Source organism: Vreelandella gomseomensis, assembly GCF_031451645.1.
In the GTDB taxonomy this organism is placed as follows: domain Bacteria; phylum Pseudomonadota; class Gammaproteobacteria; order Pseudomonadales; family Halomonadaceae; genus Vreelandella; species Vreelandella gomseomensis.
Map to the genome: position 1 here is coordinate 1 of NZ_JARWAI010000014.1, position 21,394 is coordinate 21,394.

Here is a 21,394-nt window from a genome sequence, read left to right on the forward strand (position 1 = left end):
TCACGATAAAACGGAATGCGCGGTCACCATCATCCAGAACAGACGGTCACGTTCAAACGGAATGGGCGGTCACGATAGGGGGGAATACGCACATCGCCAGTCGATCAGCCGATTCGTGAAAGTGACTGCCGCCATCTACATGCAGCGGGCTGTATTCTGCTGCCTGCTCGCGCCCCTCTGCATGGTGGCTGCTGGGTTGGTGACTAACAGCACCATGCGAATGGCCTGTGTCAGCAGCGGTTTCCGGCCCGTGGACCAGGGCTTCTCCCACGCCAGACACAACCAGCCCCTGCATGACCAACAGCAGTAATATTAGGCAACCAAGGCGGTGTCGTACGTAAAGGAGCATAAAAACTACCCACATTTAATCGGTAACCGGCGTGCATTCTCAGCCATTGAACCGCTACTGCTGGCAATCACACGGCGAATAGCCTAACATCCCCTCCAGGGGGATGGGAACAAATAAGAGGAAAATATGACAACGTCTAACCACCAAACGACGCACCAGACGCACCAGACGCACCAGACGCACCCAGATATCATCAAGCGCCTGAACCGCGCACGCGGACATCTGCAAAGCGTGACTCAGATGATAGAGGACAGCCGCGCCTGCCTGGACATTGCTCAGCAGCTGCACGCCGTCGAAAAGGCCATTCAACAGGCCAAAAAAACCTTGGTGCAAGACCATATCGACCACTGCATGGAGGAGGCGATAGGTCCCTTAACGGCGACTCAGCGTGAGCACGTCAGGGATTTTAAGGCCATCGCCCGCTACCTGTGAATGCATCTAAGCCCTCTCATTGAGGAGCGATCTATGATCGGTGTACTCGCCCATCGCGTCTATCGCCATCTCTTTTTCGCTCAGGTCATTGCACTGATTGGCACCGGTCTGAGCACCGTTGCCCTAGCGTTACTGGCTCATGATCTTGCTGGAGGGCAGGCGGGTGTCGTATTAGGCACAGCGCTGGCAATTAAGATGGTCGCCTACGTGGGCATTGCGCCACTGGTGGGTGCTTACGCCTCACGCCTGCCACGACGCATGTTGTTGGTTAGCCTCGACTTGCTGCGTGCAGCCGTGGTTTGCGCACTGCCTTTAGTTACAGAAGTATGGCAAATCTATTTGCTAATCTTTCTACTCAATGCTTGCTCTGCAACCTTCACGCCCGTTTTCCAGGCGACAATACCGGACATCCTAGAAGACGAAGATCAGTACACGCGAGCATCATCCCTGTCACGTCTTGCCTACGATTTAGAGAATCTGCTTAGCCCGATGGTGGCAGCCGCATTGCTGATGGTGATGAGTTTTGATGTCCTGTTTGTACTCAACGCCCTGGCGTTCGTGATCTCAGCTTCCTTGGCTATATCTGTGATGTTGCCTGAGTCACAAACACTAGAAGAAATTCCCGGCGTTTGGCGTCGCGTTTCTCACGGCTTACGGATTTATCTAAAAACACCTCGTCTGAGGGGGCTGTTGGCATTGAACTTGGCGGTCTCAGCCGCCGGAGCGATGCAGATCGTCAATACGGTCGTGCTTGTGCGCTCTATGTTGGGACTTGGCGAGAAAGAAGTAGCTTTGGCCTTTTCTGCCGCAGGCGGGGGCTCCATGCTGGTGGCCTTACTGCTACCCAAGATACTGGACCGAGTGACAGAAAGACCAGTCATGCTGCTAGGTGGCGTTATGATGGCACTCAGTCTCTACCTGGGCTGGCTGGGACCATCGTTTGCGGGGCTTGTCGGGCTATGGTTACTGCTGGGCGCAGGGGCCTCATTGGTCATGACGCCCACCGGTCGCTTGCTTAAGCGCTCATGCCAGCCGGAGGATCGTCCTGCGCTGTTTGCTGCCCAGTTTTCGTTGTCACACAGCTGTTGGCTGCTCACTTATACGTTGGCTGGCTGGCTGGGGGTGAACCTGGGACTGACGGAAACGTTCGTTTTGCTCGGGACATTGGCTTTAACCGCGACAGGGCTTGCGATGCTTGCTTGGCCTCGTCGTGACCCAAGAGAGATTGCGCATGAGCACTCGCCTATAGGTCATAGCCATCTTCACTATCACGATGAACACCATAAACACGATCATGAAGGGTGGGAGGGGCCGGAACCTCATCGCCATTCCCACCATCATTCTCGAGGCTCGCATAGACACGTTTTTGTTATTGATGACCACCATGCACACTGGCCATCACAGCACAAGCTTAGGTGAAATGTTCCATTCTTCGATCTCCACCCGATGGAGGACCTTGCCATGAACGTTTCGACTCAACCCCCCTTTACTCCTGGGAATAAAGGCAAGTTGGTTGGGCAGAAGACACCTCTACGCCTCAGAGATATCTGGGCCATCCGTGTTCGGCTACAACTTGCGAAAAAGACGAGAGACCTTGCCCTCTTCAATTTAGCCATCGATAGCAAATTAAGGGGCTGCGACCTCGTCAATTTATGAGTACGCGATATAGCCCATGGTGCACGCATATCCCCACGAGCCATCGTGATGCAGCAAAAAACGCATCGACCTGTCCAGTTCGAAATAACCGAGCAAACCCGTATCGCTATTATGGACTGGATACAGCTTGCTCAACTCAGAAACGAAGACTTCTTGCTCCCTAGCCGAATCAATAGCGCAAAGCATCTCTCCACGCGCTAATATGCCCGTATCGTGAAAGTCTGGGTCACCGAAATAGGTTTAGATGCGTCAATCTATGGCACGCACACGATGCGCCGCACCAAAGCGTCGCTGATATACCGTCGCACGAAAAACTTAAGGGCAGTGCAGCTGCTCCTGGGTCACACGAAGCTGGAAAGCACTGTCAGGTATCTAGGGATAGAGGTAAATGACGCGTTGGAAATGGCTGAACAGACAGAAGTTTGATGAGGATCAACGACGGCCTATTTCGGGCCGTCGTTGTCCGGCCAAAAGCGGTCTTTTAGCGAAGGCTGGTATAATTTCAGAAGCAAATTCCATATAGAGCAACGAAGAATGCGACCACTTGCTCCAATTGGCTTCAGTCATCCATTTATTCCTAGGCCACATACAGGAAAGCTCACCAATCAAAAAATCCATCGGCTGCAATGACATATTGGCATGCTATATCGGTAATCCAGATGGACAAATGTGATCAAAAGCACGCGTTTACTGTTTTCTTATCCAGCTTTTTCTGCATGGTGACCTAGATGTCAATTTCCGTCAGCATCCCGAACCGTGATCGGTTAGCGCCTGACGCTGTCTTTTGTCCACGGCCTCAAGATCGGTATTTGCGATAGCGCGATTGATCCTACACGACGCTGTTATCTCCCGATATTCATAGTTTATTGGAAAGATAAGATACGTCCGCACGTAGCCCTGCGCCACTAAGCAAATGCCCTGACCAGGAAAAACTGAGCAGCGAAGCCGATGATAAGCGTAGCCGCAAGCGCCGTTATCACTGCGATTCCGTGCCATGGGTCCGTTGCCGCGGACGTCGACTCCCCAGCCCGGTACATCGGCACGATGACGCGGAGATATACCGCGAGAGACAGCACGCTGTTAATGATTGCCACCACAGCCAGCCAGGTAAACTGGACATCGATGGCTGTAGCAAAAAGCATAAACTTACCGACGAAGCCGGCCAGTGGCGGAATGCCGACCAGCGACAACAGGAAAATCACCATTGCGATTCCCATCAGCGGTCGCGTGCGCCCCAACCCGTCAAAATCACTCAGAGTGCGCCCGGTGGTGGCAGTAACTGAGAATGCGCCCAGGTTCATGGCCACATACGCGGCAGCGAACAGTATGATTGATGGTAAGGCAAGCTCACTGGAGCCCACCGCCAGGATGCCCAGAAGGAAATAGCCGGACTGGGCAATCGATGAATAGGCCAGCAGCCGGATAACGTTGTCCTGCACCAGCGCCGCAAGATAGCCATAGGTCATGCTCAGCACGGCCAGGCCCGCCATGACTACCGTCCAGCCAGTTTCCAGGGGCAGCTCACGAACCACCTGCGCCAGCGCAAACAGGGCACCAATTTTGGGCACTACCGACAGATAGGCGGCAATTGACAGGGGTGCACCTTCATAGGCGTCGGGTGCCCAGAAGTGGAACGGAACCAGTGATGCCTTATAGCCCAGACCCACAACCACAGCCACGAACCCAAGAATCACAGCCAGCGGCATCGTATCCATGCCCGGCAGATCGACGAGTAGCGTAGAGCCAGAGGCACCGAACCAGTAGCTCAGGCCGAAAATCATGATCGATGTGGTGACCGAAGCGAACACGAAGAATTTCATGGCGGCTTCGGTCGCCGGGTCGGTGTCCGGGTAGGCAACCAGGGCAAAAGTCGCCAGGCCGGTCAGCAGTGTGCCCAGCACCAGGAACATGGTGTCCCCTGCTCCCGCCAGCACCAGGGCACCCAGGGTGGAAAAAATCAGCAGGCTGTAGACCGTACCCTCGCGGGCGCTACCCCGGACATCAACTCTCGCCAGCAGCATCGAAAGCACTGTAGTTGGCAGCAGAATGAGCTTGGCCCAGATACTTAATGTATCGATACGGAAGCTGCCGCCAAATATCGTGGTGTCTGTGCCGAGTAGTCGCAGGGTCAGCCCCGTGGCGACGACCAGTCCAATGACGGCAACGACCAGTGAAATTCGTGGCCGGCGCAGCATCTCCGCGATCAGCGCACCGACAGCCGTCAACAGAACGGCAATTTCCGGAATTAATAGTGCGAGATCATGACCCATTACAGCACCAGTGCTGATGTGGTGCGGTGAATGACGTCCAGCACCCAGGATGGCGCCACGCCAGTGGCAACGGTGAGCACCAGCAAGGGCGCCACCGCGAGAATTTCGCGTGGGCTCAGGTCCGGCATTCTATTCCAGCGATCCCGGGGCTCACCCAGAAATATTTCACGCAGAGCCTTGAGAAAGGTTCCGGCGATAATGGCAATGCCCAAAATCACGATAACCGCAATGGGAGCAGTGCCGAGAGTCGCGAGGAATATCTGGAACTCGGCCGGGAAGTGCGCCAAGCCCGGAAGACCCAGCGACGCGAAGGCCGCCAGCACAAAGAACCAGCCAAGTAACGGTACCGTTTTGAGCAGGCCGCCAAACTCCCCCATTTCGCGGGTATGGGTGCGCTCCTGAATCATGCCCACCAGCAGGAACAAGGCACCGGTGACCAGGCCGTGACTGAACATCTGCAGCACGGCGCCATCCAGAGCGGTGGCGCGGATCGCTGGATCCAGCGTCAACGCGGCCGCAGCGACGCCGACAATGACGTAGCCCATGTGGTTGACTGAGGTATAGGCCACCAGGCGCTTGAGATCGGTCTGTGCCAGGGCGGCAAAGGCACCGTAAATTGCGCTAACTACGCCGAAGAATAGAACAACGATTCCGGCCTCGCGGAAAGCGTCAGGGGTCATTTGCAGGGCGAAGCGCACCAGCCCGTAAGTACCGAACTTCAGCATGATGCCCGCCAGGATGACACTGCCGACTGTCGGTGCCTGAACGTGGGCCGCAGGTAACCAGGTATGCAAAGGTATCGCAGGAATCTTGACCGCAAAGGTAATCAGCATGGCAATCAGTGCCCACATGGCCACCGCTCCCTCCAGGGGAGGATTGGCAATCCAGGCCCGCATATCGAAGGTAGGATCAGGGCTGCCGAGGTAAAGCCCCAGAATCGCGAGCAATAATGGCAAGCTGCCCAGCAGGGTGTAGATAAAGAACATCAGCGCGGCACGCTGCCTGTCCTCGTGCCCCCAGCCGGCAATCATGAAGTACATCGACACCAGGGAAACTTCGAAGAAGACATAGAAAAGAATGCCGTCCAGGGCGGTAAAGGTGCCGATTGCCGTGGTCTCAAGAAGCAGGATCAGAGCCACATAGGCACGCGGGCGATCGCGAAGCGACGACGCATAGATGAGAGAAACCAGGAAAAGCACGGCACTCAGCAGCACCAGCGGCAGGCTGATGCCATCCACCCCGACCCGGTAGGCGGCGCCGATGACCGGCATCCACTCCAGCTCTTCGACCTGGGAAAAGCCGTCACCACTTACCCCCTGCAGCCACATGGCCAGAGCGCCAACCAGCGTCAGGGCGGCACTGACGATCGCGATGCCATGCACCGTGCGCGCCGTCGGTTTCGGCAGACACAGAATCAGCACGGCGCCGACGAGAGGCAGAAAGAGGGTCAGGGATACGAGTGGTAACATGAGTACAGGGTTCCTTTAGAAACTCAGTGAAGCTGAAAACAGGATGACAACAAAAAGCACAGCGATGGCTACCGCGCTGATCGCCAGACTGTGGTGGATCATGCCGCTTTGCAGGGATCTTGCCCGGGCGCCCAGGGCCTGCACAGCGGCCACCAGCGCGAAGATCAGACCGTCGATTCCGCGCTCATCACCGCCCCGAACCCAGCGACCCACCGCCAGATTTGCTCGGCCGACGCCAAGCACGTCCTGATACAGGCGCTTTTCCAGGCGCTCGCCCCCACGGGCGATGCTGAGAGCAGCATCGCCAATGCCAAGTGCGGCCGCGTACAGATGGTTTTCCAGACGGTTACATCCCCCGGCAACCGCCATCGCGGGCCGACCTACCCAGGCAGTAAGCCCGCCTGCCACCACCAGCCCCGACTCTGCCCATTGATGGGCAGGGCCAAGCAGGCGTTGGGCCGGCACCAACCAACCCAAGGCCAGCCCACCCAACGCGGCGACCAGCCCAAGCACTATGACGACGATGCCCGCAGTTTCCGGAGCCGCCAGATCAAGCATTTTTTCGAGGGGACCAAAGGCCAGACCCAGGACAGCGGCAGGGATCGCCAGGCCCCAGATGCCAGCGCGCATCCAGCCAGTACCTTCGACCGGCCGGGTATCGCCCGAGCCCTGCCATAGCACCCGTAGAGCCCGGGCCATGTAGGCGCCGGTCAGCAGAGTGCCGACCAGGGCCAGAGCGCCGAGCAAGACGGCGCCCGGCGCAGACAGAGCGGCGGCGATCACCGCATCCTTGGAGAAGAACCCACTCAGTGGTGGGATGCCCGCCAGTGCCATCGCTGCCAGTGCAAAGCCGCCAAAGGACCAGGGCCTGGCGCGGCCAACGCCCTTCAACTGATCGAAACCGGTACCCTCGCGAGCATGTTGAAAGTCACCGGCGGCAAGAAACAGGGTGCTTTTAATAGCGGCATGGGCGAGCAGATGCAACAGCGCGGCCAGTGGAACCCCCGCGCCCACTGCGATGAGCATCAGGCCGTATTGGCTGGCCGTGGAAGCCGCCAGCACACGTTTGAGATCACGTTCAGCCAGCGCAATCACCCCGGCAGCCACCGTGGTGATACCACCGACAAGACCGACAGCGAACAGTGCCTCAGGCGTCAGCAGTGGCGCCGAGCGGATCAGCAGAATGGCGCCCGCCGCCACCAGTGTGGCCGAGTGCAGCAACGCCGAGACCGGTGTCGGGCCCGCCATGGCGCGCATAAGCCAGTCCTGCAGGGGAACCTGGGCCGACTTGCCCATGGCGGCCAGCAGCAACAGAAGCCCGGCAATGGTGGGCGCTCCAGCGTCAGCTTCCAGGGAAGCGGCAATCTCACTGGTACCTGCTGACCCTATGAGTATGAATATCGCAACGTAAAGCCCGAGATCCGCGCTGCGGGTATATAGGAAAGCGCGTGTGGCTGCGTTCGCGGCTTCGGGGCGTTGGAACCAGAAGCCGATCAGCAGGTAGCTGCACAGACTGATCAGTTCCCAGCTCGCCAGCAGCAGAATCCAGTCGCCCGCCAGCACCAGTGCCTGCATGGCCGCCAGGAACAGCGACATCACGGCATAGAAGCGCGCTTGGCCGGACTCCCGCTTCATATAACCGACGGCATAAATCAGAACGAATGTAGCCACCGTGGCCACTGCCACGGTCAATAGCGAGGTCATCGGCCCGGCGACCAGGCGCAGTGGCATGTCCGGCAGCCCAGGCAGAAGTAGGGTTTCGGTCTGAACGTCAACCACCCGGGCTATCAGCCAGAGACTGCCTGCCAGGTTGAGCGTCGCACCAGCCAGGGCCAACACAGCACTCCCACGGCGCAGTAACAACACAGCCAGGGCGGCGATCAGCGGCGGTAGTATTGGCAGGAGCACTGCATTCATCCTTTCAGGTCCTCCGCTTCTTCCATCTCAACCGAGCCCTTAACCCGGAAGCGCGCAATGGCGACGCCAAATCCGACGGCCATCTCCAGTGCCATAACCGTCATCACCACCAGCACGAACATCTGGCCGGAATAAGCTTCGGGATGTAGAAAGCGCCAGAAAGCCACCAGATTCACCATGGCCCCCGCCAGCATCAGCTCCACGCCCATCATGATCATCACCAGATTGGTCTGGGACAGTGCGCCATAGACGCCGATACCGAAAAGGATGGCGCCGGTCACAAGCGCTACTATCAGAACTGCGGTCATTCCGATGCCTCCTTGGCTCTTTTACTCGCCAGGTTCTGCACCGGAATCGCCACCGCGGTGGCCGCAATCATTGCGGTCAGGATGGTGATACCAGCGGTTTCAAAGATCATCATCGAGCGCCCGAGCAGCTCCATGCCCAACGCCCGTGTCTGCGCTTCCGCATCCACCACCTGCTTTGCTGCGGGGCCCCAGTCGGACAGCAGCGCAACGGCGATAGCAACAACGGCCGCACTCACCCCAGCACCGATAGAGAAACGCTTCTGGTGACTCATGTCCATACCGCCAAGCCCACCGGGATCCATCATGAACATCACCATGAAGATGGCCATGATACTCATCTCCGTGGCCATCATCATGATTTGCAGTACGCCCAGAAATTCGGTCTGCATCGCCAGAAACATGCAGCCGACGGCGGTCTGCGAAAACAACAGAGCCAGCGCAGAACGGACCATGGACGATGTGCGAAACACCACCACGCCAAAGCCGATGGCAGCCAACCCGAAAACGGCAACGAAAAAAGCCTGTGCGTACATTAGGGAACCACCAGAATCAGTAAGCCGACGACAATGATATTCACCAGTGCAAGGGGGATGCCTAGAATCCAGCACCACCGCATCAGATCCGCCTCGCGAATGCGTGGCAGATAGTGACCGACCAGCAACATCGACACGGCCACGGCCAGGGTCTTCACCAGACTCCAGGCCCAAGGTGGCAGTAGCGGCCCATGCCAGCCGCCGAGGTAGAAGACCGTGGTTGCGGAAGCCAGGGTAACCACCAGAGTCAGTCGGGCCAGGCGAAGCACTGCCAGGCGCACCCCGGTGTATTCGGCGTCCACGCCCCCGCCAAGCTCTCCCTCTGCGGTTGGCAGATCAAACGGGGCCCGGAACGCCAGTGCCATGGCCGCAATGAAAAACAGCACGAAGCCCAGGGGCTGGTAGACGATGTTCCACAGCCCCGCCTGGGAGCCAACGATCGCGGTATTCAACAGGGATTCGGCGCGCATGGCCACGGCCGTGATCGGCATGACAATAAGCATGGAATAGGCAATAAGCTGGCCCAGAAAGCGCCAGCCACCGATCATCGCGTAGGCGCCGTCCGGTCCCCAGCCCGCCATGATCACCGCGACCAGCACATAGGCCAGGGCCGCGTTGATGAACAGCGCACCAGTACCAAGGTCCGCAATGATCAGGTCCGGCGCCAGCGGCAGGACCGCCATACCAAGTACCCCCACAACCAGGAGAAGCACCGGCGCTGCCTCGAAAAACACCCGGTCTGGCGAGCGCGGGAGAATGGATTCACGACCGAGGTGCGCCAGCCCGCTAAAAAGTGGCGCCGCCGGACTCAGGCGGCCAGTGGTCATCCAGCCCTCGATCACGGCCAGCAGCCAAGTGCTGCCAAGCAATGCGAGAAGAACGCTAGCGACGGTCACGAGATCACCTCCCAGGGCGAAAGATCCAGTGAGCCGACTGCCAGCAGCGCATCGCCCAACTCCTGGCCCTCAACAAGCTTCGGGACCAGGTCGATATGGTGACTGCAGGGGGTGTCCAGCTTGTAGGATTTCACCTTTCCACGCTCCAGTTTCAGACTTAACCGGGCTTCGCCGCGGGGCGTATCAACGGTTACCTCACCGGTTCCTGATAAATCGCCAATGTCGCGCAGGGATGGCAGCGCCGGTTCGCTGCTCGCCTTTATAAGGTCGAGACTGGCGGTTATTTCGGCCAGACGTTGCCACAGGCGAGCCCAGGCGTCTCCGCCTTCGCTGGCAGCACGTGCTAAGGGGCCGCGCAGATCAGAAAATTCTGATGAGAGTTCGCCGATATCCTTCAGCCGCGATTTGAGCAAAGGCGTCCGTCCAAGACGGGTTCCTAATGTGCGCAACGCTGGTTCCAGCTCAGCAAGCCTGTACCGGTTAGCCTCTCTGACTTGCAGTTGCAGAGTCGAAGCCCGCTGCGTCAGCCAAGCGAATCCGAGCTGGCGCCCCAGTTGCGCCAGCCAACCAAGATGACTGGCGATGCGCTCACGCTCAAGTCCGCCGTTCCGGGCCTGAGTGGTCGCCTGATCGTCATTCAGCCCAGCCGCTTGCTCGATCGCAAGACAGGCCAGCAGACGATAGCTCACCGGCGCCAGCGGCATTGCCGTGGCCAGATGGTCGATGAAGGTCTCGACATCTATCTCTTCGCTTTCTTCACCCTCTTCAACTTCGATGGTCATACCCGCCAGGGAGGTCGCCTGCCCTTCTGTCACCCCGTCACCATCAAGGGTCAACGTCAATTTCAGTCCGCCTGGTAAGCCCGGAAAGACTGGGCCGAACGGCACCTCAAGCCAATCCATCTGCAGGCCATCGGCGCTGCGTGGCAGATCTTTGGTGACTTCAATCATGGACATGAATCCCGAGGCGCCGTGATCGTGCCCTCCATGCTTATGCCCACCATGATCGTGTTCTCCATGATCATGGCCTGAATGTTCATGTTCTGAGTGGTGGTCAGATTCGCTATGTTGATGATTGTGGCCGTGCCCGGAGCCCTCTTCTGAGGCGCCCTCATCTTCCGCGTCCTCACGGGCTACCAGATCCATACCGCACTTGGGGCAGCTTCCAGGCTCGTCCCGAACGATTTCCGGGTGCATTGGGCAGGTATATTCGGCCGCTGCATTTTCGTGCGCGTGTTCCTGTTGGTGCTCGTTACTGTGCTCGTGATCATGGCCATGATGATGTTCATGGTGGCCCTTATGATCTTGATCATGGCAATGCTCGTGCTCGTGCTCATGGTCATGCTTGTGGCCATGGTGCTGGTGTTCGTGATCATGCTGGTGTTCATGATCGTGGTCGGGCGTGGACTCCCCTGCCTCTCGGGCTACCAGGTCCATGCCGCATTTGGGGCAGCTACCCGGCTCATCCTCGACAATTTCTGGATGCATGGGGCAGACATACTCAATCTTGGCGTGCAGGACATCGGCGTCGAACGCCTCCGGCGAGGCTACAAAGGCACCGTCAGCGAATGCACGTTGTAGTCGAACTACGGCTTCGGTCAGTCCCTTTTGCGAGAGACCTGCAGAAATATCGGCACCAGGTAAAGTTGACGGTGTCTGCCCGCCTACGATGAGAATGGCACGCGGCCGGGGCATCTGCGCGTAGAGCACGGCCACGGCGTCGCCCATTTTCTCCGACAGCTCTCCAACAATCATGAGCACGCTTGCATCGCGAGGCGTAGTACTGGTTCGCATGCCTGCCGCGGTCACGTCCAGACCATGCGCCAGGGCAATCTCAGGCCCGGGAACGATCAGACAGCCCAGATTACGCGCCAGGGCCCGAGAAACCAGCTTCTGCAGCACTGAGGGCCGTTTCTGTCGTGCGCCCGTTATGTTTATTGCTGAATCAAAACTCATTGCCGCCTGAAAGCCCCCTGGCTCCATCCGTAAAGCAGGCCAAGAAAGAGAATCGCCAGAAACACGCCCATATCAAGCAAGGCAACCAGCCCTACTTCCTTGTAAACCACTGCCCACGGGTACATGAACGCCATCTCCATATCAAAGGCCAGAAACAGCAACCCATATCCGTAGTAGCGGGCGTGATAGCGCCCCCATACCGGATCCCGCGACAGAGCTCCGGAACTCGCCGGCACATCCTTGCCCGGCTCCTGACGTGTCAGGCCTATCGCGCGGGCAAGCGAATACAGACAGAAAACGCTGCCTACGACGCCAATCGCCAGTGCCAGCAGTAATCTGTATTGCTCCAAAAGAGTCATCATCTGACCTCCTGATTAATCAACCAAGCATGTCCCGCACCTAAGTCGATGACCACCGAGAGTCGAAAAATAGTAGAGCACCCGCAAGCTATGCGCCGTGCCTGGGAGAATAGCCCGCCCCCACTGATAGCATTATAGAGGGTTTATGTCCCTGATCCGTAAACGCGAATACCTAGTAAGGCTCGTCTTGCGGCCTCGGTGTACACGGTGTATCAATCGCAATACCGGCTAAACCAGTACCGTCGATATCCGGTTTTTGGTCAAACAGTGCCATCACAGCTTCCATCGGCACATGGCATCACTCCTAATTCACAAAGTGGTACTCACCAAGGCTTATTGCTGGCCATGGTGGCTTGGCATGTTTCCCTTCATCTGTTGTCGCTGCTCGTCGGTCAACAGGTCCTGCATCTGATTATGCATGCTCACTTTATCGGCCATCATGTCGCCATGTAGGTTAGCCATTTGACCGTGCAGCGCTTTTACTTCCTCCGGATCAGGCCGCTCGGCCTGCATGATTATCATCATGTCATCACTCAGTTTCATCATTTCGCCCATCCGCTCCAATTGAGTAGAGCGATGTTCCTGGCGCATCTCGCGCATCGAGCTCATTTGTTCGTCGTCGAGTATGCCGGACATCGGACCCATACCACCCATCATGGGGCAAGGCATCATGCCACCTTGGCCTCCCATCATCATGCCAGGACCCATGCCGCTTTGGCCGCCCATCATTCCGCCCTGACCTTGGGCGCCTTGGTTCATGCCTTGAGCGAAGGTGGCGCTGCTTGTGGCACCAAGGCTTGCAGCCAACGCAATGGCAACGATCTTCTTATACTTAGCCATATCAATTTCCTCTCATCGTGTTGCGGGTCGAGAAGTCGCCTTACTCCAATAAAAATGGAAGAAGACAGAGTTAACTTCCGTTATAAGCCTACAACCTATAGGTAGCCCGCAGGTCAAAGAGAAACCAAACCCGATACCTCAATATTGTCACAAGTCAATTTTTGTCGACCGTTTTGAAATCTGTTTCAGGTTGATATGTTATAAAAAACTAGGCGACTTCAGATAACTACGGCGTGTAATTTCAGTTTAAATTCAGATTAACGGGCTATTTTTGGGGTAACGTGGGCATATAACCATCGACAAACAACCGTTACCTCTTTACCTCCGGAAGTGCTATAGGAGTGCCTATGAGTCAAAAAACTAGCCGTCTGCTGATGATGTGGATACCGCTTGCCGGGTTTGTCATTTTGGTGGGTTACTTGATGGGAACAGATCACCGCTTTCACCTCTTTCAGGCCTTACCTTTACTTTTTTTGGCAGCCTGTCCATTGATGCATTTTTTTATGCATCGACATCACGGTGGGCACGGCGATAAAGCAGATAAGGAGTGAAACACCCTTTAAATCATGCGGGGGATCATTATGAAACCGAAACATCAAGAGCATCGCTTAGGCGTTTCCGAAAACACATTAGTGACTCGGAATTTAAAAATCCAACGCCATGAGCGTGAGCGCATCGACGACGCAATAGCGGATATCGATCAGCTTTACGGGATAGATAAGGTAGTCTACGACGAAAAACACAGGCATATCTGTCTCGCTTACGATGCGCTGCGGCTATGCATTGATGATGTCGAAAAGATCCTTATACGCCATGGGATCGAGGTCAGCGCTGACCGATGGAACCGCTTCAAGGAAGAGTATTACCGCTTCGTCGACCAGAACGTTAAAGACAACGCCAAGAAAGAGCCTTGGAGTTGTCATTAAAACGCAGTCTTTCGTTAATCGGTACTGTAGTAGGGACTAGAAAAAAGGGGCAACGTGGTAACCATCGCCGTCGGTGGTAAGGCTCTGTGTCAGGTGGCCGTGGCTGATACCCTCAAGCAGGAGTTGGTAGCAGCCATTCGCGTCATGCATGACCTCGGGCCTCCACGTCGTGATGATGATCGCCGGCACCAACAAACGCGCCGCCATCAGCCTGTTGCACCCCATAATTGGTGTTATCGACATGACCACCAGCTCGCTGTCGGTGATCAGCAACTCTTTGCTGTTGAAGCGACGCAATGCACGCGAGCAACCCGAACGACCCAGCTACAAACTCAATGTCATATCTCATGACATGATGCTCGTCGCGTGAAAGAGGAATTCGGCCAGAGCAAGCAGCTCAATGGGGCTCGACGCATTCAGGCTACACTGGCGACCGATGGTCACCCATATGATGTCAAAAAGATAGGTGCCATTATGCGGCGCCAGTCGTAGGTGCCAAAGGCTGCCCGCAAGTTCGTCGTCACCACAGACAGCGACCATAGCTTGCCTGTGTCGCCCAACTTATTGGAGCAGAACTTTGTGGCAACCGCCCCGAACCAGAAGTGGGCCGGTGACATCACGTACCTGATGAGCTCTGAAGGTTGGCTGTATCTAGCCGTCATCATTGACCTGTATTCGCGCTCTGTCGTCGGCTGGTCCATGAATACCAAGATGACGGCAGACCTACCTGGTCTGCGATGCGCTGGAAATGGCGCTGTGGCGACGTAATTTCCGCATCGGGGTGATCTGTCACAGTGACCATGGAAGCCAGTACTGTTCACGCGCCTACCTGGATCGGCTGCGAACGCAGCAGTTGCGTCAAAGTATGAGCCTTAAAGGCAACTGCTGGGAAAACGCCTGCGTGGAAAGCTTCATCCATTCAATGAAAGTGGAAACAATCCACTACGAGCCGATAAATTTGCGATGTCTAAAAAGGAGAATCGTTCAAAGGCGTTCACTGTGATTCTGTAGAAGCCAATACGAAAGTGTGGGCCAAGGTGTGGGTCAGCTATAAGCAGGAAACAAAAAAGCCGCTGAAATCAGCGGCTTAATCTATGTTTTTGGCGGAGGAGGAGGGATTCGAACCCTCGAAGCCTTTCGACTTACACACTTTCCAGGCGTGCTCCTTCGACCACTCGGACACTCCTCCGCATTGTTTGCCCTTAGAGACAGGCGCTGCCTTTCCCTACAGAACGGCGCATATTCTATGGCCTAAGCTGCGAAATAGCAAGCCATTTTCGGATCAGGCCTCGGGCAGGACGGCATAGCTGCCGGCGGCACTGAGACAAAGCGTATCGCCGCAGTACAAGGTTTGGTCGAGCGCGATGCGCCCTTTGCCGCGCTCGCGCAGTTTTACAGCCAGTGCGTCGGGGCCTTGAGGATCTTGCGGGGTACATATCAGGCGATAATCACCCTTGACCGGCGCATGGAAGCGCTGACTGCTTTCCGCCACGACCACGTCTCGGGCCAAGCCACGCTCGCGCAGCCAGAGCGTCGCCCAGCACCACCCCAGCAGCGTCGTTTGTGCGGTGAGCGCCCCACCAAAGCCGGTTCCCTTGTCATTCAAGCTTGGCGCGAGCGCTAAGCGCCAGGTCAGGCTATCGCCCTCACGCGCCATGTGCGTGATACCCAGCGAACCGACCATGGGAATTGCCTCAGCCAACCACTGCTGAAAGGCAACAAGGTCATCCGGGCCCTCGGGTAGCGGTAAACGGGGATGCGATACGCCCGCCTTGCGAGTAACGACCATGACTACGCCCAGCGTTCAACAAAATCATCGGCTTGATGCTGCGGCAGCGGCTTATGGCGTCCGCCGGGCGTCCCCAGATAGATAAACGCGACGACCTCGTCGTCTTCCTCCAGGCTCAATCCCTTGCGTACCACGGGGTCAAAGGCGTACTTGCCGCTGCGCCACATGGCGCCCAACCCGAGCGCATGGGCCGCCAGCAGAATCCCGTGCGCCGCGCAGCCGGCCGATATCACCTGCTCCATTTTGGGCACCTTGGCAATATCCGGCGTGACCTTGGCGATAACGGCGATCACCATCGGCGCCCGCAGGGGTTTCTTGCGGGCCGCGTCGAGAGCGCTATCGTCGGCATGCGGGTCTTCCTGAAACTCGGCCTCGGCGAATAGCTCGCCCAGACGCTCGCGCCCTTCCCTGCTGAATTCGATAAACCGCCAGGGGCGAAGCTCTTTATGATCGGGCGCGCGCAGGGCGGCCTGATAGAGAGCGCTGAGCTGCTCGGCGGTGGGGGCAGGCTCCATCAACTTGCCCATGGAGCTACGTTCGTGCAGCAGCGTAAGTGCGTCCATGATGACTCCATCTGATCAATGGTATGAGCGCCAGGTTAGCGCAATCATTTATTGTCTTGCCAGGCGTAGCGGACTCGGCGGCGCAAGCCCGGGCGTTGCCCGCCAGGGGCTGATGTCCAACCCGCCCCGGCGTACGTAACGCGCCAGCACCAATAGCTCGCTTGGCTCCGCCTGCTGCATCAGGTCGGTAAAAATATGCTCGACGCAGTGCTCGTGAAAATCCTGGTGCTGGCGATAGCCGATCAGGTAGCGCAGCAGCCCTTCACGGTCAAGCTTGTGGCCTTTATAGCGAATCATCACGCTGCCCCAGTCGGGCTGGCCGGTGACCGGGCAGTTGGATTTCAAAAGGTGCGAGTAAAGCGTCTCTTCCACCACCTCATCACCGACCGCCAGGTGGTCGGCGCTCGGTGTGTAGTCACTGACATCGATATCCAGCCCGTCCAGGCATTCGCCCGGCAAGCGCCTGGGCGTCAAGGCATCGGCGTCCACGTCGAAAAGCGCGACGCCCACGGGAGCGCCGGCGGCCTGCGCCAAATCCCTGGCCAGCGTGTCAATGACCTCGTCACGATCGGCAAAACGGGTCTGATTGAAACTGTTGAGATAAAGCTTCCAGGATTTCGACTCAATCAGGTTTGGCGATTCCGCAGGCAGCCGAAAGCGTGCGACGGCCACGATCGGCTTGCCTCGCCCGTTCAGCCACGACACCTCGAAAGCGTGCCATTCATCTTCACCGATAAACGGTAGCTGGCCTTGGACAATGCCCAGCGGGCCGCGGTTGGCCGCGCGCGGAATCGGATACAGAAGCGCGGGGTCATACTGGGCAGGATAGGCAGACTCGCGGCCCAGCGGGGCATGCGCCAGCGTTTCGGGTCGATGCGACATGATTAACTCCGGATTCCCTTACCGTTCTCCAGCATGCGCAGCGCCACCACAAAAAGCACCACGATAAAGCCTACTATGGCGGCAAGCGCCCAGCCAACGGGAATGTCCGAGACCCCCAAGAAGCCGTAACGGAAGACATTGACCATGTACAAGATAGGGTTGAGCATCGATACGCCCTGCCACAGATCGGGCAGCATGGAAATCGAGTAAAACACCCCACCCAAATAGGTCAGCGGCGTCAGAATAAACGTGGGCACGATCGAGATATCATCAAACTTGTTGGCCAGAAGCGCGTTGATAAAGCCACCGATGGAAAACAGCGCCGACGTAAGCACCACTACCAGCACGGTCAGTAGCGGATGCTCGACGGTCAGGCGGGTAAAGAACAGCGATACCAGCGTCACGATGAGCCCGACCCCCAGGCCCCGCGCCATACCGCCCAGAATAAAACCGGCCAAGATGACCCAGTTGGGCATGGGCGACACCATCATCTCTTCGATCGAACGCTGAAACTTGTTCGAAAAGAAGCTAGAGGCCACATTGGAATAGCTGTTGGTAATCACCGACATCATGATGAGGCCGGGAACGATAAAATCCATGTAGGTGAAACCATCCATGGCGCCAATCCGCGAACCGATCAGGTTGCCAAAGATAATAAAGTACATGGCCATGGTGATGGAGGGCGGCAACAGGGTTTGCGGCCATATGCGCGTGAAGCGTTTGATCTCTTTGATGACCAGTGTCCACAGGGCGATGAGCGTTTGAGTAGCGTTCATACGCGCGCCTCCCTTTGCGTTGCGGCCCGCTGGTCGATGGCGTTCTGACTGCCCTCCACCATCGATACAAACATTTCTTCCAGGCGGTTGGCGCGGTTACGCATGGACACCACCTGCAGCCCCTGGTCGGTCAAGGCGCCAAACACATCGTTGAGCCGCTGGCCGCGATGCATCACCAACGACAGCTGCGATGCCTCCACCCGCTGAATATCAAATCCTTTCACCACGGGGGCGTCGCTGACTGGCGCGGCAAGATCCAGCAAGAAGGTTTCCGTATCCAGCTCGGTGAGCAGCTCACGCACGCTGGTATTACGGACGATTTCGCCGTGATTGATGATCGCAATATTACGGCAGAGGCTCTCGGCTTCTTCCAGGTAGTGCGTGGTGAGAATAATGGTGGTGCCTTCGTCGCGATTGATCCGCCGCATATATTCCCACATGCTCCGGCGCAGCTCGATATCTACGCCCGCCGTCGGCTCGTCGAGAATCAACAGCTTGGGACGGTGCATCAAGGCGCGGGCAATCATCAGCCGGCGCTTCATGCCGCCGGACAGCATTCTGGCGCTGCCGTTACGCTTGTCCCATAGCCCGAGATCGGTCAGCAGCTGCTCAGCACGAGGCAGCGCCTCGCGACGCGTCATGCCGTAGTAGCCCGCCTGGGCCAGCACGATATCCAGCACTTTCTCGAATTGGTTGAAGTTGAACTCTTGAGGCACCACGCCGATCTGGTATTTCGCTTTGGAGAAATCTTTGTCGATATCGATACCAAAGATCGACACCTTACCCTGCGTCTTCTGAACCAATGAGCAAACAACGCCCAGGGTGGTGGATTTGCCTGCGCCATTGGGACCTAACAACGCAAAAAAATCGCCCTGCTGGACGTCGAGATCAATCCCTTTTAGCGCTTGGAAGCCGTTGCCGTACTCTTTGGTAAGGCCACGTATCGACAATGCCGGTTCGGCCATGAACATGTCCTGTCAGCAAAATGAAAAAAGTCATTGAGTGCGTAAGCACTAGATATTAGGGCGCAAACTTTTTTTTCAATCGGATTTTTGCCGTATGCGGCAGATACTGAAGAGGCGAGAGATAGAGATGATAACGGAGGGTGCGCTTGGAGCGGGAAAGGAGATTCGAACTCCCGACCCTCGCCTTGGCAAGGCGATGCTCTACCACTGAGCTATTCCCGCAACGCAATAGGCAAGTACGAGATGGCGTCCCATAGGGGGTTCGAACCCCTGTTACCGCCGTGAAAGGGCGGTGTCCTGGACCACTAGACGAATGGGACACTGTGCAAGCATAAAATTAACTGGAGCGGGAAAGGAGATTCGACCGGGCTGGCGTTCCAGCTCACGACCCTCGTCTGCTTTACCACACACCTAATTGGAGCGGGAAAGGAGATTCGAACTCCCGACCCTCGCCTTGGCAAGGCGATGCTCTACCACTGAGCTATTCCCGCACTCCGATACCTTAACGATTCAGTTGGCGTCCCATAGGGGGTTCGAACCCCTGTTACCGCCGTGAAAGGGCGGTGTCCTGGACCACTAGACGAATGGGACGTCGCTTTGCCTCGTCGAGGTGGCGCGTATATTACCCAGACCCCATTAACCTGTCAAGTAGTCCGCATCACCTTCCCCGCTTTCTCAGCACCAAGCCGACCTGCCGCCCAATGCCTCAAAGCAGTGCGCTTACCGCCGCAGGCTGCGCGACGCTAGTGCAAGAACCATCGATTAACCACGGGTAACAAGCGACAACGGCGGCAAAAATCTTTTATTTTAAATAAAATCGATTTTATGGCACGCCGATTGCTAACACCTCAGTGGGACAACACTTACTCATCGACTGCCACCACGAGGTGCCCTATGACCTTCACACGCCGCAAGTTCCTGACCACCGCTGCCGTTTCCTCTACTGCCGGGCTGGTATTGGGAGCCCCCTCCATTGCACGCGCCCAGTCGTCTGAAACCTTCAACTGGCGAATGACCAACGCTTACGGGCCAGGATCCCCCTTCTATGTCGAAGGGCCGGGCAGCCCCACCGATGTCATCGAGAAAATCAACGCCATGTCCGGTGGGCGCCTGGCCATTCAGCATTTCGCCGCCGGCGAGCTAATTCCGGCGCTTGAAGGCTTCGAGGCCGTGCAGAGCAGCACGATCGAAATGAACGCGGCCAACAGCTATTTCTGGTCGGGCACCACCTTTGCCGCGCAGTATTTCACGACCGTCCCCTTCGGCATGAGCTTCATGGGCCATATGGCATGGCTTTACCACGGCGGCGGCCTTGAACTGTGGCACGAGCTCTACGAACCCTTCGGTATGGTCGCCTTCCCCCTCAACAATACCGGCGTACAGATGACCGGCTGGTTCCGCGAACCCATCGAGGAGATCAGCCAGCTTGAGGGGCTGCGCATGCGCGTGCCCGGCTTGGCCGGCAAGGTCTACGCCTCGCTGGGCGTGGATGCCCGCGTACTGCCGGGCGGCGAGATCTTCCCGGCGCTGGAGCGCGGCGTGATCGACGCCGCCGAATTCGTCGGCCCCTACCAGGACCGTCGCATGGGGCTTCAGGATGCCGCCAAGTACTACTACACCACCGGCTGGCACGAGCCTTCCACCACCGGCGAGCTGCTGATATCCAAATCCCACTGGGACAGCCTGCCGACCGACCTGCAGATGATCGTGCGCTCGGCGTGCATGGCGGCCTGCCTTGAAAGCCTGACCTGGTCCGAAGCCGTGAACGGCGAAGCCCTCACCGACCTTGTCGACAACCACGGCGTTATCGCCAACCAACTACCTGAACCCATCGTCAATGCGCTGCGCGAGGCCACCCTGGATACCCTCGAAACCGAGGCGAACGCCGACCCGGCGGTACGCAAGATTCACGACAGCTACATGGCCTTTAAAGCCAAGCACGATCGCTGGGCAGGTGCCAGCGAGCGCGCCTGGCTAAGCGATATCATCGGAGTCTGATATGCGAGCCGTCGAAAACCTGGTTTACGGCATCGAGGCGCTGGTCCGGCTATTTGGCCGGATCGCCGCCTGGACCTGCGTGGTGCTGGTTTTCATGGTCGCCAGCGATGTCTTGCTGCGCTACCTGTTCGATATCGGTGCGGTATGGCTGCAGGAGCTGCAATGGCACCTGATCTCGCCCATCGCCCTGTTTGGCATGGCGTACCTACTGCTCAATGGCGAACAGGTTCGGGTCGATGTGTTTTACGAGCACTTCCCGGTCGCCGTGAAACGAACCATCGAAGTGCTGGGCGGCCTCACACTGCTGGTGATGGGGCTATACATTGCCTGGCTGACGCTTCCCTGGGTCGCCCAGTCGTTTGGCCGTGGGGAGGCTTCACCCAACCCCGGCGGCCTCCCCTGGCGCTGGCTGCTGAAAGCCTTTCTCCCGTTTGGCTTCACCCTGCTGGCACTGCAAGGGCTGGCTCATGCGCTGCGCAATGCGCTGGCGATTCCCGCACAAGGTGACTGA

Annotated in this window: 23 protein-coding genes, 5 tRNA genes and 1 pseudogene; 10 read left to right on the top strand and 19 right to left on the bottom strand. The window is 57.5% G+C overall.

The window, feature by feature from the left end; translation table 11 throughout:
* From QC815_RS15840 to QC815_RS17440, 4 genes are all read left to right on the top strand, one after another.
* Window positions 1–310: hypothetical protein (locus QC815_RS15840; protein WP_310540874.1), on the top strand; the 310-nt coding region annotated here is incomplete at its 5' end.
* A gap of 165 nt (window positions 311–475) precedes the next feature.
* Window positions 476–781: a metal-sensing transcriptional repressor gene (locus QC815_RS15845; RefSeq protein ID WP_310540876.1), complete on the top strand. Its 306-nt coding sequence runs from the start codon at window positions 476–478 to the stop codon at window positions 779–781.
* 33 nt (window positions 782–814) lie between these two features.
* Window positions 815–2,200 carry an MFS transporter gene (locus QC815_RS15850; RefSeq protein WP_310540878.1) on the top strand — a complete coding sequence of 462 codons (1,386 nt, stop codon included), beginning with the start codon at window positions 815–817 and terminating at the stop codon, window positions 2,198–2,200.
* A 450-nt stretch (window positions 2,201–2,650) separates the two neighbouring features.
* The gene (locus tag QC815_RS17440; RefSeq protein ID WP_442786520.1) at window positions 2,651–2,863 is read left to right on the top strand and encodes a tyrosine-type recombinase/integrase; all 213 of its coding nucleotides are present in this window, start codon (window positions 2,651–2,653) and stop codon (window positions 2,861–2,863) included.
* A 479-nt stretch (window positions 2,864–3,342) separates the two neighbouring features.
* Here the strand turns inward: QC815_RS17440 and QC815_RS15860 are convergent, their stop codons facing one another.
* From QC815_RS15860 to QC815_RS15905, 9 genes are all read right to left on the bottom strand, one after another.
* Window positions 3,343–4,707 carry an NADH-quinone oxidoreductase subunit N gene (locus QC815_RS15860; RefSeq protein WP_310540880.1) on the bottom strand — a complete coding sequence of 455 codons (1,365 nt, stop codon included), beginning with the start codon at window positions 4,705–4,707 and terminating at the stop codon, window positions 3,343–3,345.
* Complete coding sequence (locus tag QC815_RS15865; RefSeq protein ID WP_092825685.1) at window positions 4,707–6,176, bottom strand: complex I subunit 4 family protein; 1,470 nt, start codon at window positions 6,174–6,176, stop codon at window positions 4,707–4,709. The genes QC815_RS15860 and QC815_RS15865 overlap by 1 nt, the downstream gene beginning before the upstream one ends.
* 15 nt (window positions 6,177–6,191) lie before the next feature.
* Window positions 6,192–8,093: an NADH-quinone oxidoreductase subunit 5 family protein gene (locus QC815_RS15870; protein WP_199283600.1), complete on the bottom strand. Its 1,902-nt coding sequence runs from the start codon at window positions 8,091–8,093 to the stop codon at window positions 6,192–6,194.
* A complete protein-coding gene (gene nuoK, locus QC815_RS15875) occupies window positions 8,090–8,401 on the bottom strand; it encodes an NADH-quinone oxidoreductase subunit NuoK (protein ID WP_092825689.1) in 312 nt (103 codons plus the stop codon). The genes QC815_RS15870 and nuoK overlap by 4 nt, the downstream gene beginning before the upstream one ends.
* Window positions 8,398–8,934 (bottom strand): NADH-quinone oxidoreductase subunit J family protein, encoded by a 537-nt coding sequence (locus QC815_RS15880; protein ID WP_092825691.1) that lies wholly within the window; start codon window positions 8,932–8,934, stop codon window positions 8,398–8,400. The genes nuoK and QC815_RS15880 overlap by 4 nt, the downstream gene beginning before the upstream one ends.
* Entirely contained in the window at window positions 8,934–9,830 is an 897-nt protein-coding gene (locus QC815_RS15885; protein ID WP_092825693.1) for a complex I subunit 1/NuoH family protein, read from the bottom strand. The genes QC815_RS15880 and QC815_RS15885 overlap by 1 nt, the downstream gene beginning before the upstream one ends.
* A complete protein-coding gene (locus QC815_RS17395) occupies window positions 9,827–11,731 on the bottom strand; it encodes a heavy metal-binding domain-containing protein (protein ID WP_422828729.1) in 1,905 nt (634 codons plus the stop codon). The genes QC815_RS15885 and QC815_RS17395 overlap by 4 nt, the downstream gene beginning before the upstream one ends.
* Window positions 11,732–11,781: 50 nt before the next feature.
* On the bottom strand, window positions 11,782–12,147 hold the full coding sequence (locus tag QC815_RS15900; protein WP_233337241.1) for an NADH-quinone oxidoreductase subunit A: 366 nt from the start codon (window positions 12,145–12,147) through the stop codon (window positions 11,782–11,784).
* Window positions 12,148–12,477: 330 nt separating this feature from the next.
* The gene (locus QC815_RS15905; protein ID WP_092825699.1) at window positions 12,478–12,984 is read right to left on the bottom strand and encodes a Spy/CpxP family protein refolding chaperone; all 507 of its coding nucleotides are present in this window, start codon (window positions 12,982–12,984) and stop codon (window positions 12,478–12,480) included.
* Between the two features lie 347 nt (window positions 12,985–13,331).
* Between QC815_RS15905 and QC815_RS15910 the strand changes: the two genes are divergently transcribed.
* The 4 genes and pseudogenes from QC815_RS15910 to QC815_RS15925 form a co-directional block, all read left to right on the top strand.
* Window positions 13,332–13,535 (top strand): DUF2933 domain-containing protein, encoded by a 204-nt coding sequence (locus QC815_RS15910; protein WP_092825701.1) that lies wholly within the window; start codon window positions 13,332–13,334, stop codon window positions 13,533–13,535.
* 30 nt (window positions 13,536–13,565) lie between these two features.
* Window positions 13,566–13,910, top strand: a complete 345-nt coding sequence (locus tag QC815_RS15915; RefSeq protein ID WP_092825976.1) for a hypothetical protein — start codon at window positions 13,566–13,568, stop codon at window positions 13,908–13,910.
* Between the two features lie 169 nt (window positions 13,911–14,079).
* On the top strand, window positions 14,080–14,280 hold the full coding sequence (locus tag QC815_RS15920; protein WP_199285533.1) for a hypothetical protein: 201 nt from the start codon (window positions 14,080–14,082) through the stop codon (window positions 14,278–14,280).
* Window positions 14,274–14,874, top strand: a pseudogene (locus tag QC815_RS15925) (IS3 family transposase); the annotation flags it as partial. The gene QC815_RS15920 and the pseudogene QC815_RS15925, both read left to right, overlap by 7 nt.
* A 137-nt stretch (window positions 14,875–15,011) precedes the next feature.
* Here QC815_RS15925 and QC815_RS15930 read toward each other — a convergent pair.
* The 10 genes from QC815_RS15930 to QC815_RS15975 all read right to left on the bottom strand — a co-directional run bounded on the left by QC815_RS15930 (window position 15,012) and on the right by QC815_RS15975 (window position 19,476).
* Window positions 15,012–15,099 (bottom strand) — tRNA-Ser (locus QC815_RS15930).
* A gap of 93 nt (window positions 15,100–15,192) precedes the next feature.
* The gene (locus QC815_RS15935; protein ID WP_310540886.1) at window positions 15,193–15,699 is read right to left on the bottom strand and encodes a YiiD C-terminal domain-containing protein; all 507 of its coding nucleotides are present in this window, start codon (window positions 15,697–15,699) and stop codon (window positions 15,193–15,195) included.
* A 2-nt stretch (window positions 15,700–15,701) separates the two neighbouring features.
* The gene (locus tag QC815_RS15940; RefSeq protein ID WP_310540888.1) at window positions 15,702–16,262 is read right to left on the bottom strand and encodes a nitroreductase family protein; all 561 of its coding nucleotides are present in this window, start codon (window positions 16,260–16,262) and stop codon (window positions 15,702–15,704) included.
* A gap of 48 nt (window positions 16,263–16,310) precedes the next feature.
* The gene (gene queF, locus QC815_RS15945) at window positions 16,311–17,144 is read right to left on the bottom strand and encodes an NADPH-dependent 7-cyano-7-deazaguanine reductase QueF (protein WP_310540889.1); all 834 of its coding nucleotides are present in this window, start codon (window positions 17,142–17,144) and stop codon (window positions 16,311–16,313) included.
* A gap of 2 nt (window positions 17,145–17,146) precedes the next feature.
* On the bottom strand, window positions 17,147–17,920 hold the full coding sequence (locus QC815_RS15950; protein ID WP_230446472.1) for an ABC transporter permease: 774 nt from the start codon (window positions 17,918–17,920) through the stop codon (window positions 17,147–17,149).
* On the bottom strand, window positions 17,917–18,885 hold the full coding sequence (locus QC815_RS15955; RefSeq protein WP_230446471.1) for an ABC transporter ATP-binding protein: 969 nt from the start codon (window positions 18,883–18,885) through the stop codon (window positions 17,917–17,919). Before QC815_RS15955 ends, QC815_RS15950 begins: the two co-directional genes overlap by 4 nt.
* Before the next feature lie 147 nt (window positions 18,886–19,032).
* A tRNA-Gly gene (locus QC815_RS15960) sits at window positions 19,033–19,107 on the bottom strand.
* Between the two features lie 22 nt (window positions 19,108–19,129).
* Window positions 19,130–19,205 (bottom strand) — tRNA-Glu (locus QC815_RS15965).
* A gap of 96 nt (window positions 19,206–19,301) precedes the next feature.
* A tRNA-Gly gene (locus QC815_RS15970) sits at window positions 19,302–19,376 on the bottom strand.
* Window positions 19,377–19,400: 24 nt separating this feature from the next.
* Window positions 19,401–19,476 (bottom strand) — tRNA-Glu (locus QC815_RS15975).
* Window positions 19,477–19,779: 303 nt separating this feature from the next.
* On the opposite strand from QC815_RS15975, the gene QC815_RS15980 reads away from it, so the two are divergent.
* Window positions 19,780–20,883, top strand: a complete 1,104-nt coding sequence (locus QC815_RS15980) for a TRAP transporter substrate-binding protein (RefSeq protein ID WP_310540892.1) — start codon at window positions 19,780–19,782, stop codon at window positions 20,881–20,883.
* A gap of 1 nt (window position 20,884) precedes the next feature.
* A complete protein-coding gene (locus QC815_RS15985; protein WP_310540894.1) occupies window positions 20,885–21,394 on the top strand; it encodes a TRAP transporter small permease subunit in 510 nt (169 codons plus the stop codon).

What these genes read in the sequence shown, in the direction of transcription:
- QC815_RS15985 (WP_310540894.1), top strand. Translation starts at nt 20,885, where the DNA reads ATGCGAGCCGTCGAAAACCTGGTTTACGGCATCGAGGCGCTGGTCCGG.
- QC815_RS15865 (WP_092825685.1), bottom strand. Translation starts at nt 6,176, where the DNA reads ATGTTACCACTCGTATCCCTGACCCTCTTTCTGCCTCTCGTCGGCGCC.
- QC815_RS15900 (WP_233337241.1), bottom strand. Translation starts at nt 12,147, where the DNA reads ATGATGACTCTTTTGGAGCAATACAGATTACTGCTGGCACTGGCGATT.
- QC815_RS15980 (WP_310540892.1), top strand. Translation starts at nt 19,780, where the DNA reads ATGACCTTCACACGCCGCAAGTTCCTGACCACCGCTGCCGTTTCCTCT.
- QC815_RS15905 (WP_092825699.1), bottom strand. Translation starts at nt 12,984, where the DNA reads ATGGCTAAGTATAAGAAGATCGTTGCCATTGCGTTGGCTGCAAGCCTT.
- QC815_RS15910 (WP_092825701.1), top strand. Translation starts at nt 13,332, where the DNA reads ATGAGTCAAAAAACTAGCCGTCTGCTGATGATGTGGATACCGCTTGCC.
- QC815_RS15935 (WP_310540886.1), bottom strand. Translation starts at nt 15,699, where the DNA reads ATGGTCGTTACTCGCAAGGCGGGCGTATCGCATCCCCGTTTACCGCTA.
- QC815_RS15880 (WP_092825691.1), bottom strand. Translation starts at nt 8,934, where the DNA reads ATGTACGCACAGGCTTTTTTCGTTGCCGTTTTCGGGTTGGCTGCCATC.
- QC815_RS15850 (WP_310540878.1), top strand. Translation starts at nt 815, where the DNA reads ATGATCGGTGTACTCGCCCATCGCGTCTATCGCCATCTCTTTTTCGCT.
- QC815_RS15950 (WP_230446472.1), bottom strand. Translation starts at nt 17,920, where the DNA reads ATGAACGCTACTCAAACGCTCATCGCCCTGTGGACACTGGTCATCAAA.
- QC815_RS15940 (WP_310540888.1), bottom strand. Translation starts at nt 16,262, where the DNA reads ATGGACGCACTTACGCTGCTGCACGAACGTAGCTCCATGGGCAAGTTG.
- QC815_RS15870 (WP_199283600.1), bottom strand. Translation starts at nt 8,093, where the DNA reads ATGAATGCAGTGCTCCTGCCAATACTACCGCCGCTGATCGCCGCCCTG.
- QC815_RS15860 (WP_310540880.1), bottom strand. Translation starts at nt 4,707, where the DNA reads ATGGGTCATGATCTCGCACTATTAATTCCGGAAATTGCCGTTCTGTTG.
- QC815_RS15845 (WP_310540876.1), top strand. Translation starts at nt 476, where the DNA reads ATGACAACGTCTAACCACCAAACGACGCACCAGACGCACCAGACGCAC.
- nuoK (WP_092825689.1), bottom strand. Translation starts at nt 8,401, where the DNA reads ATGACCGCAGTTCTGATAGTAGCGCTTGTGACCGGCGCCATCCTTTTC.
- queF (WP_310540889.1), bottom strand. Translation starts at nt 17,144, where the DNA reads ATGTCGCATCGACCCGAAACGCTGGCGCATGCCCCGCTGGGCCGCGAG.
- QC815_RS15915 (WP_092825976.1), top strand. Translation starts at nt 13,566, where the DNA reads ATGAAACCGAAACATCAAGAGCATCGCTTAGGCGTTTCCGAAAACACA.
- QC815_RS15955 (WP_230446471.1), bottom strand. Translation starts at nt 18,885, where the DNA reads ATGGCCGAACCGGCATTGTCGATACGTGGCCTTACCAAAGAGTACGGC.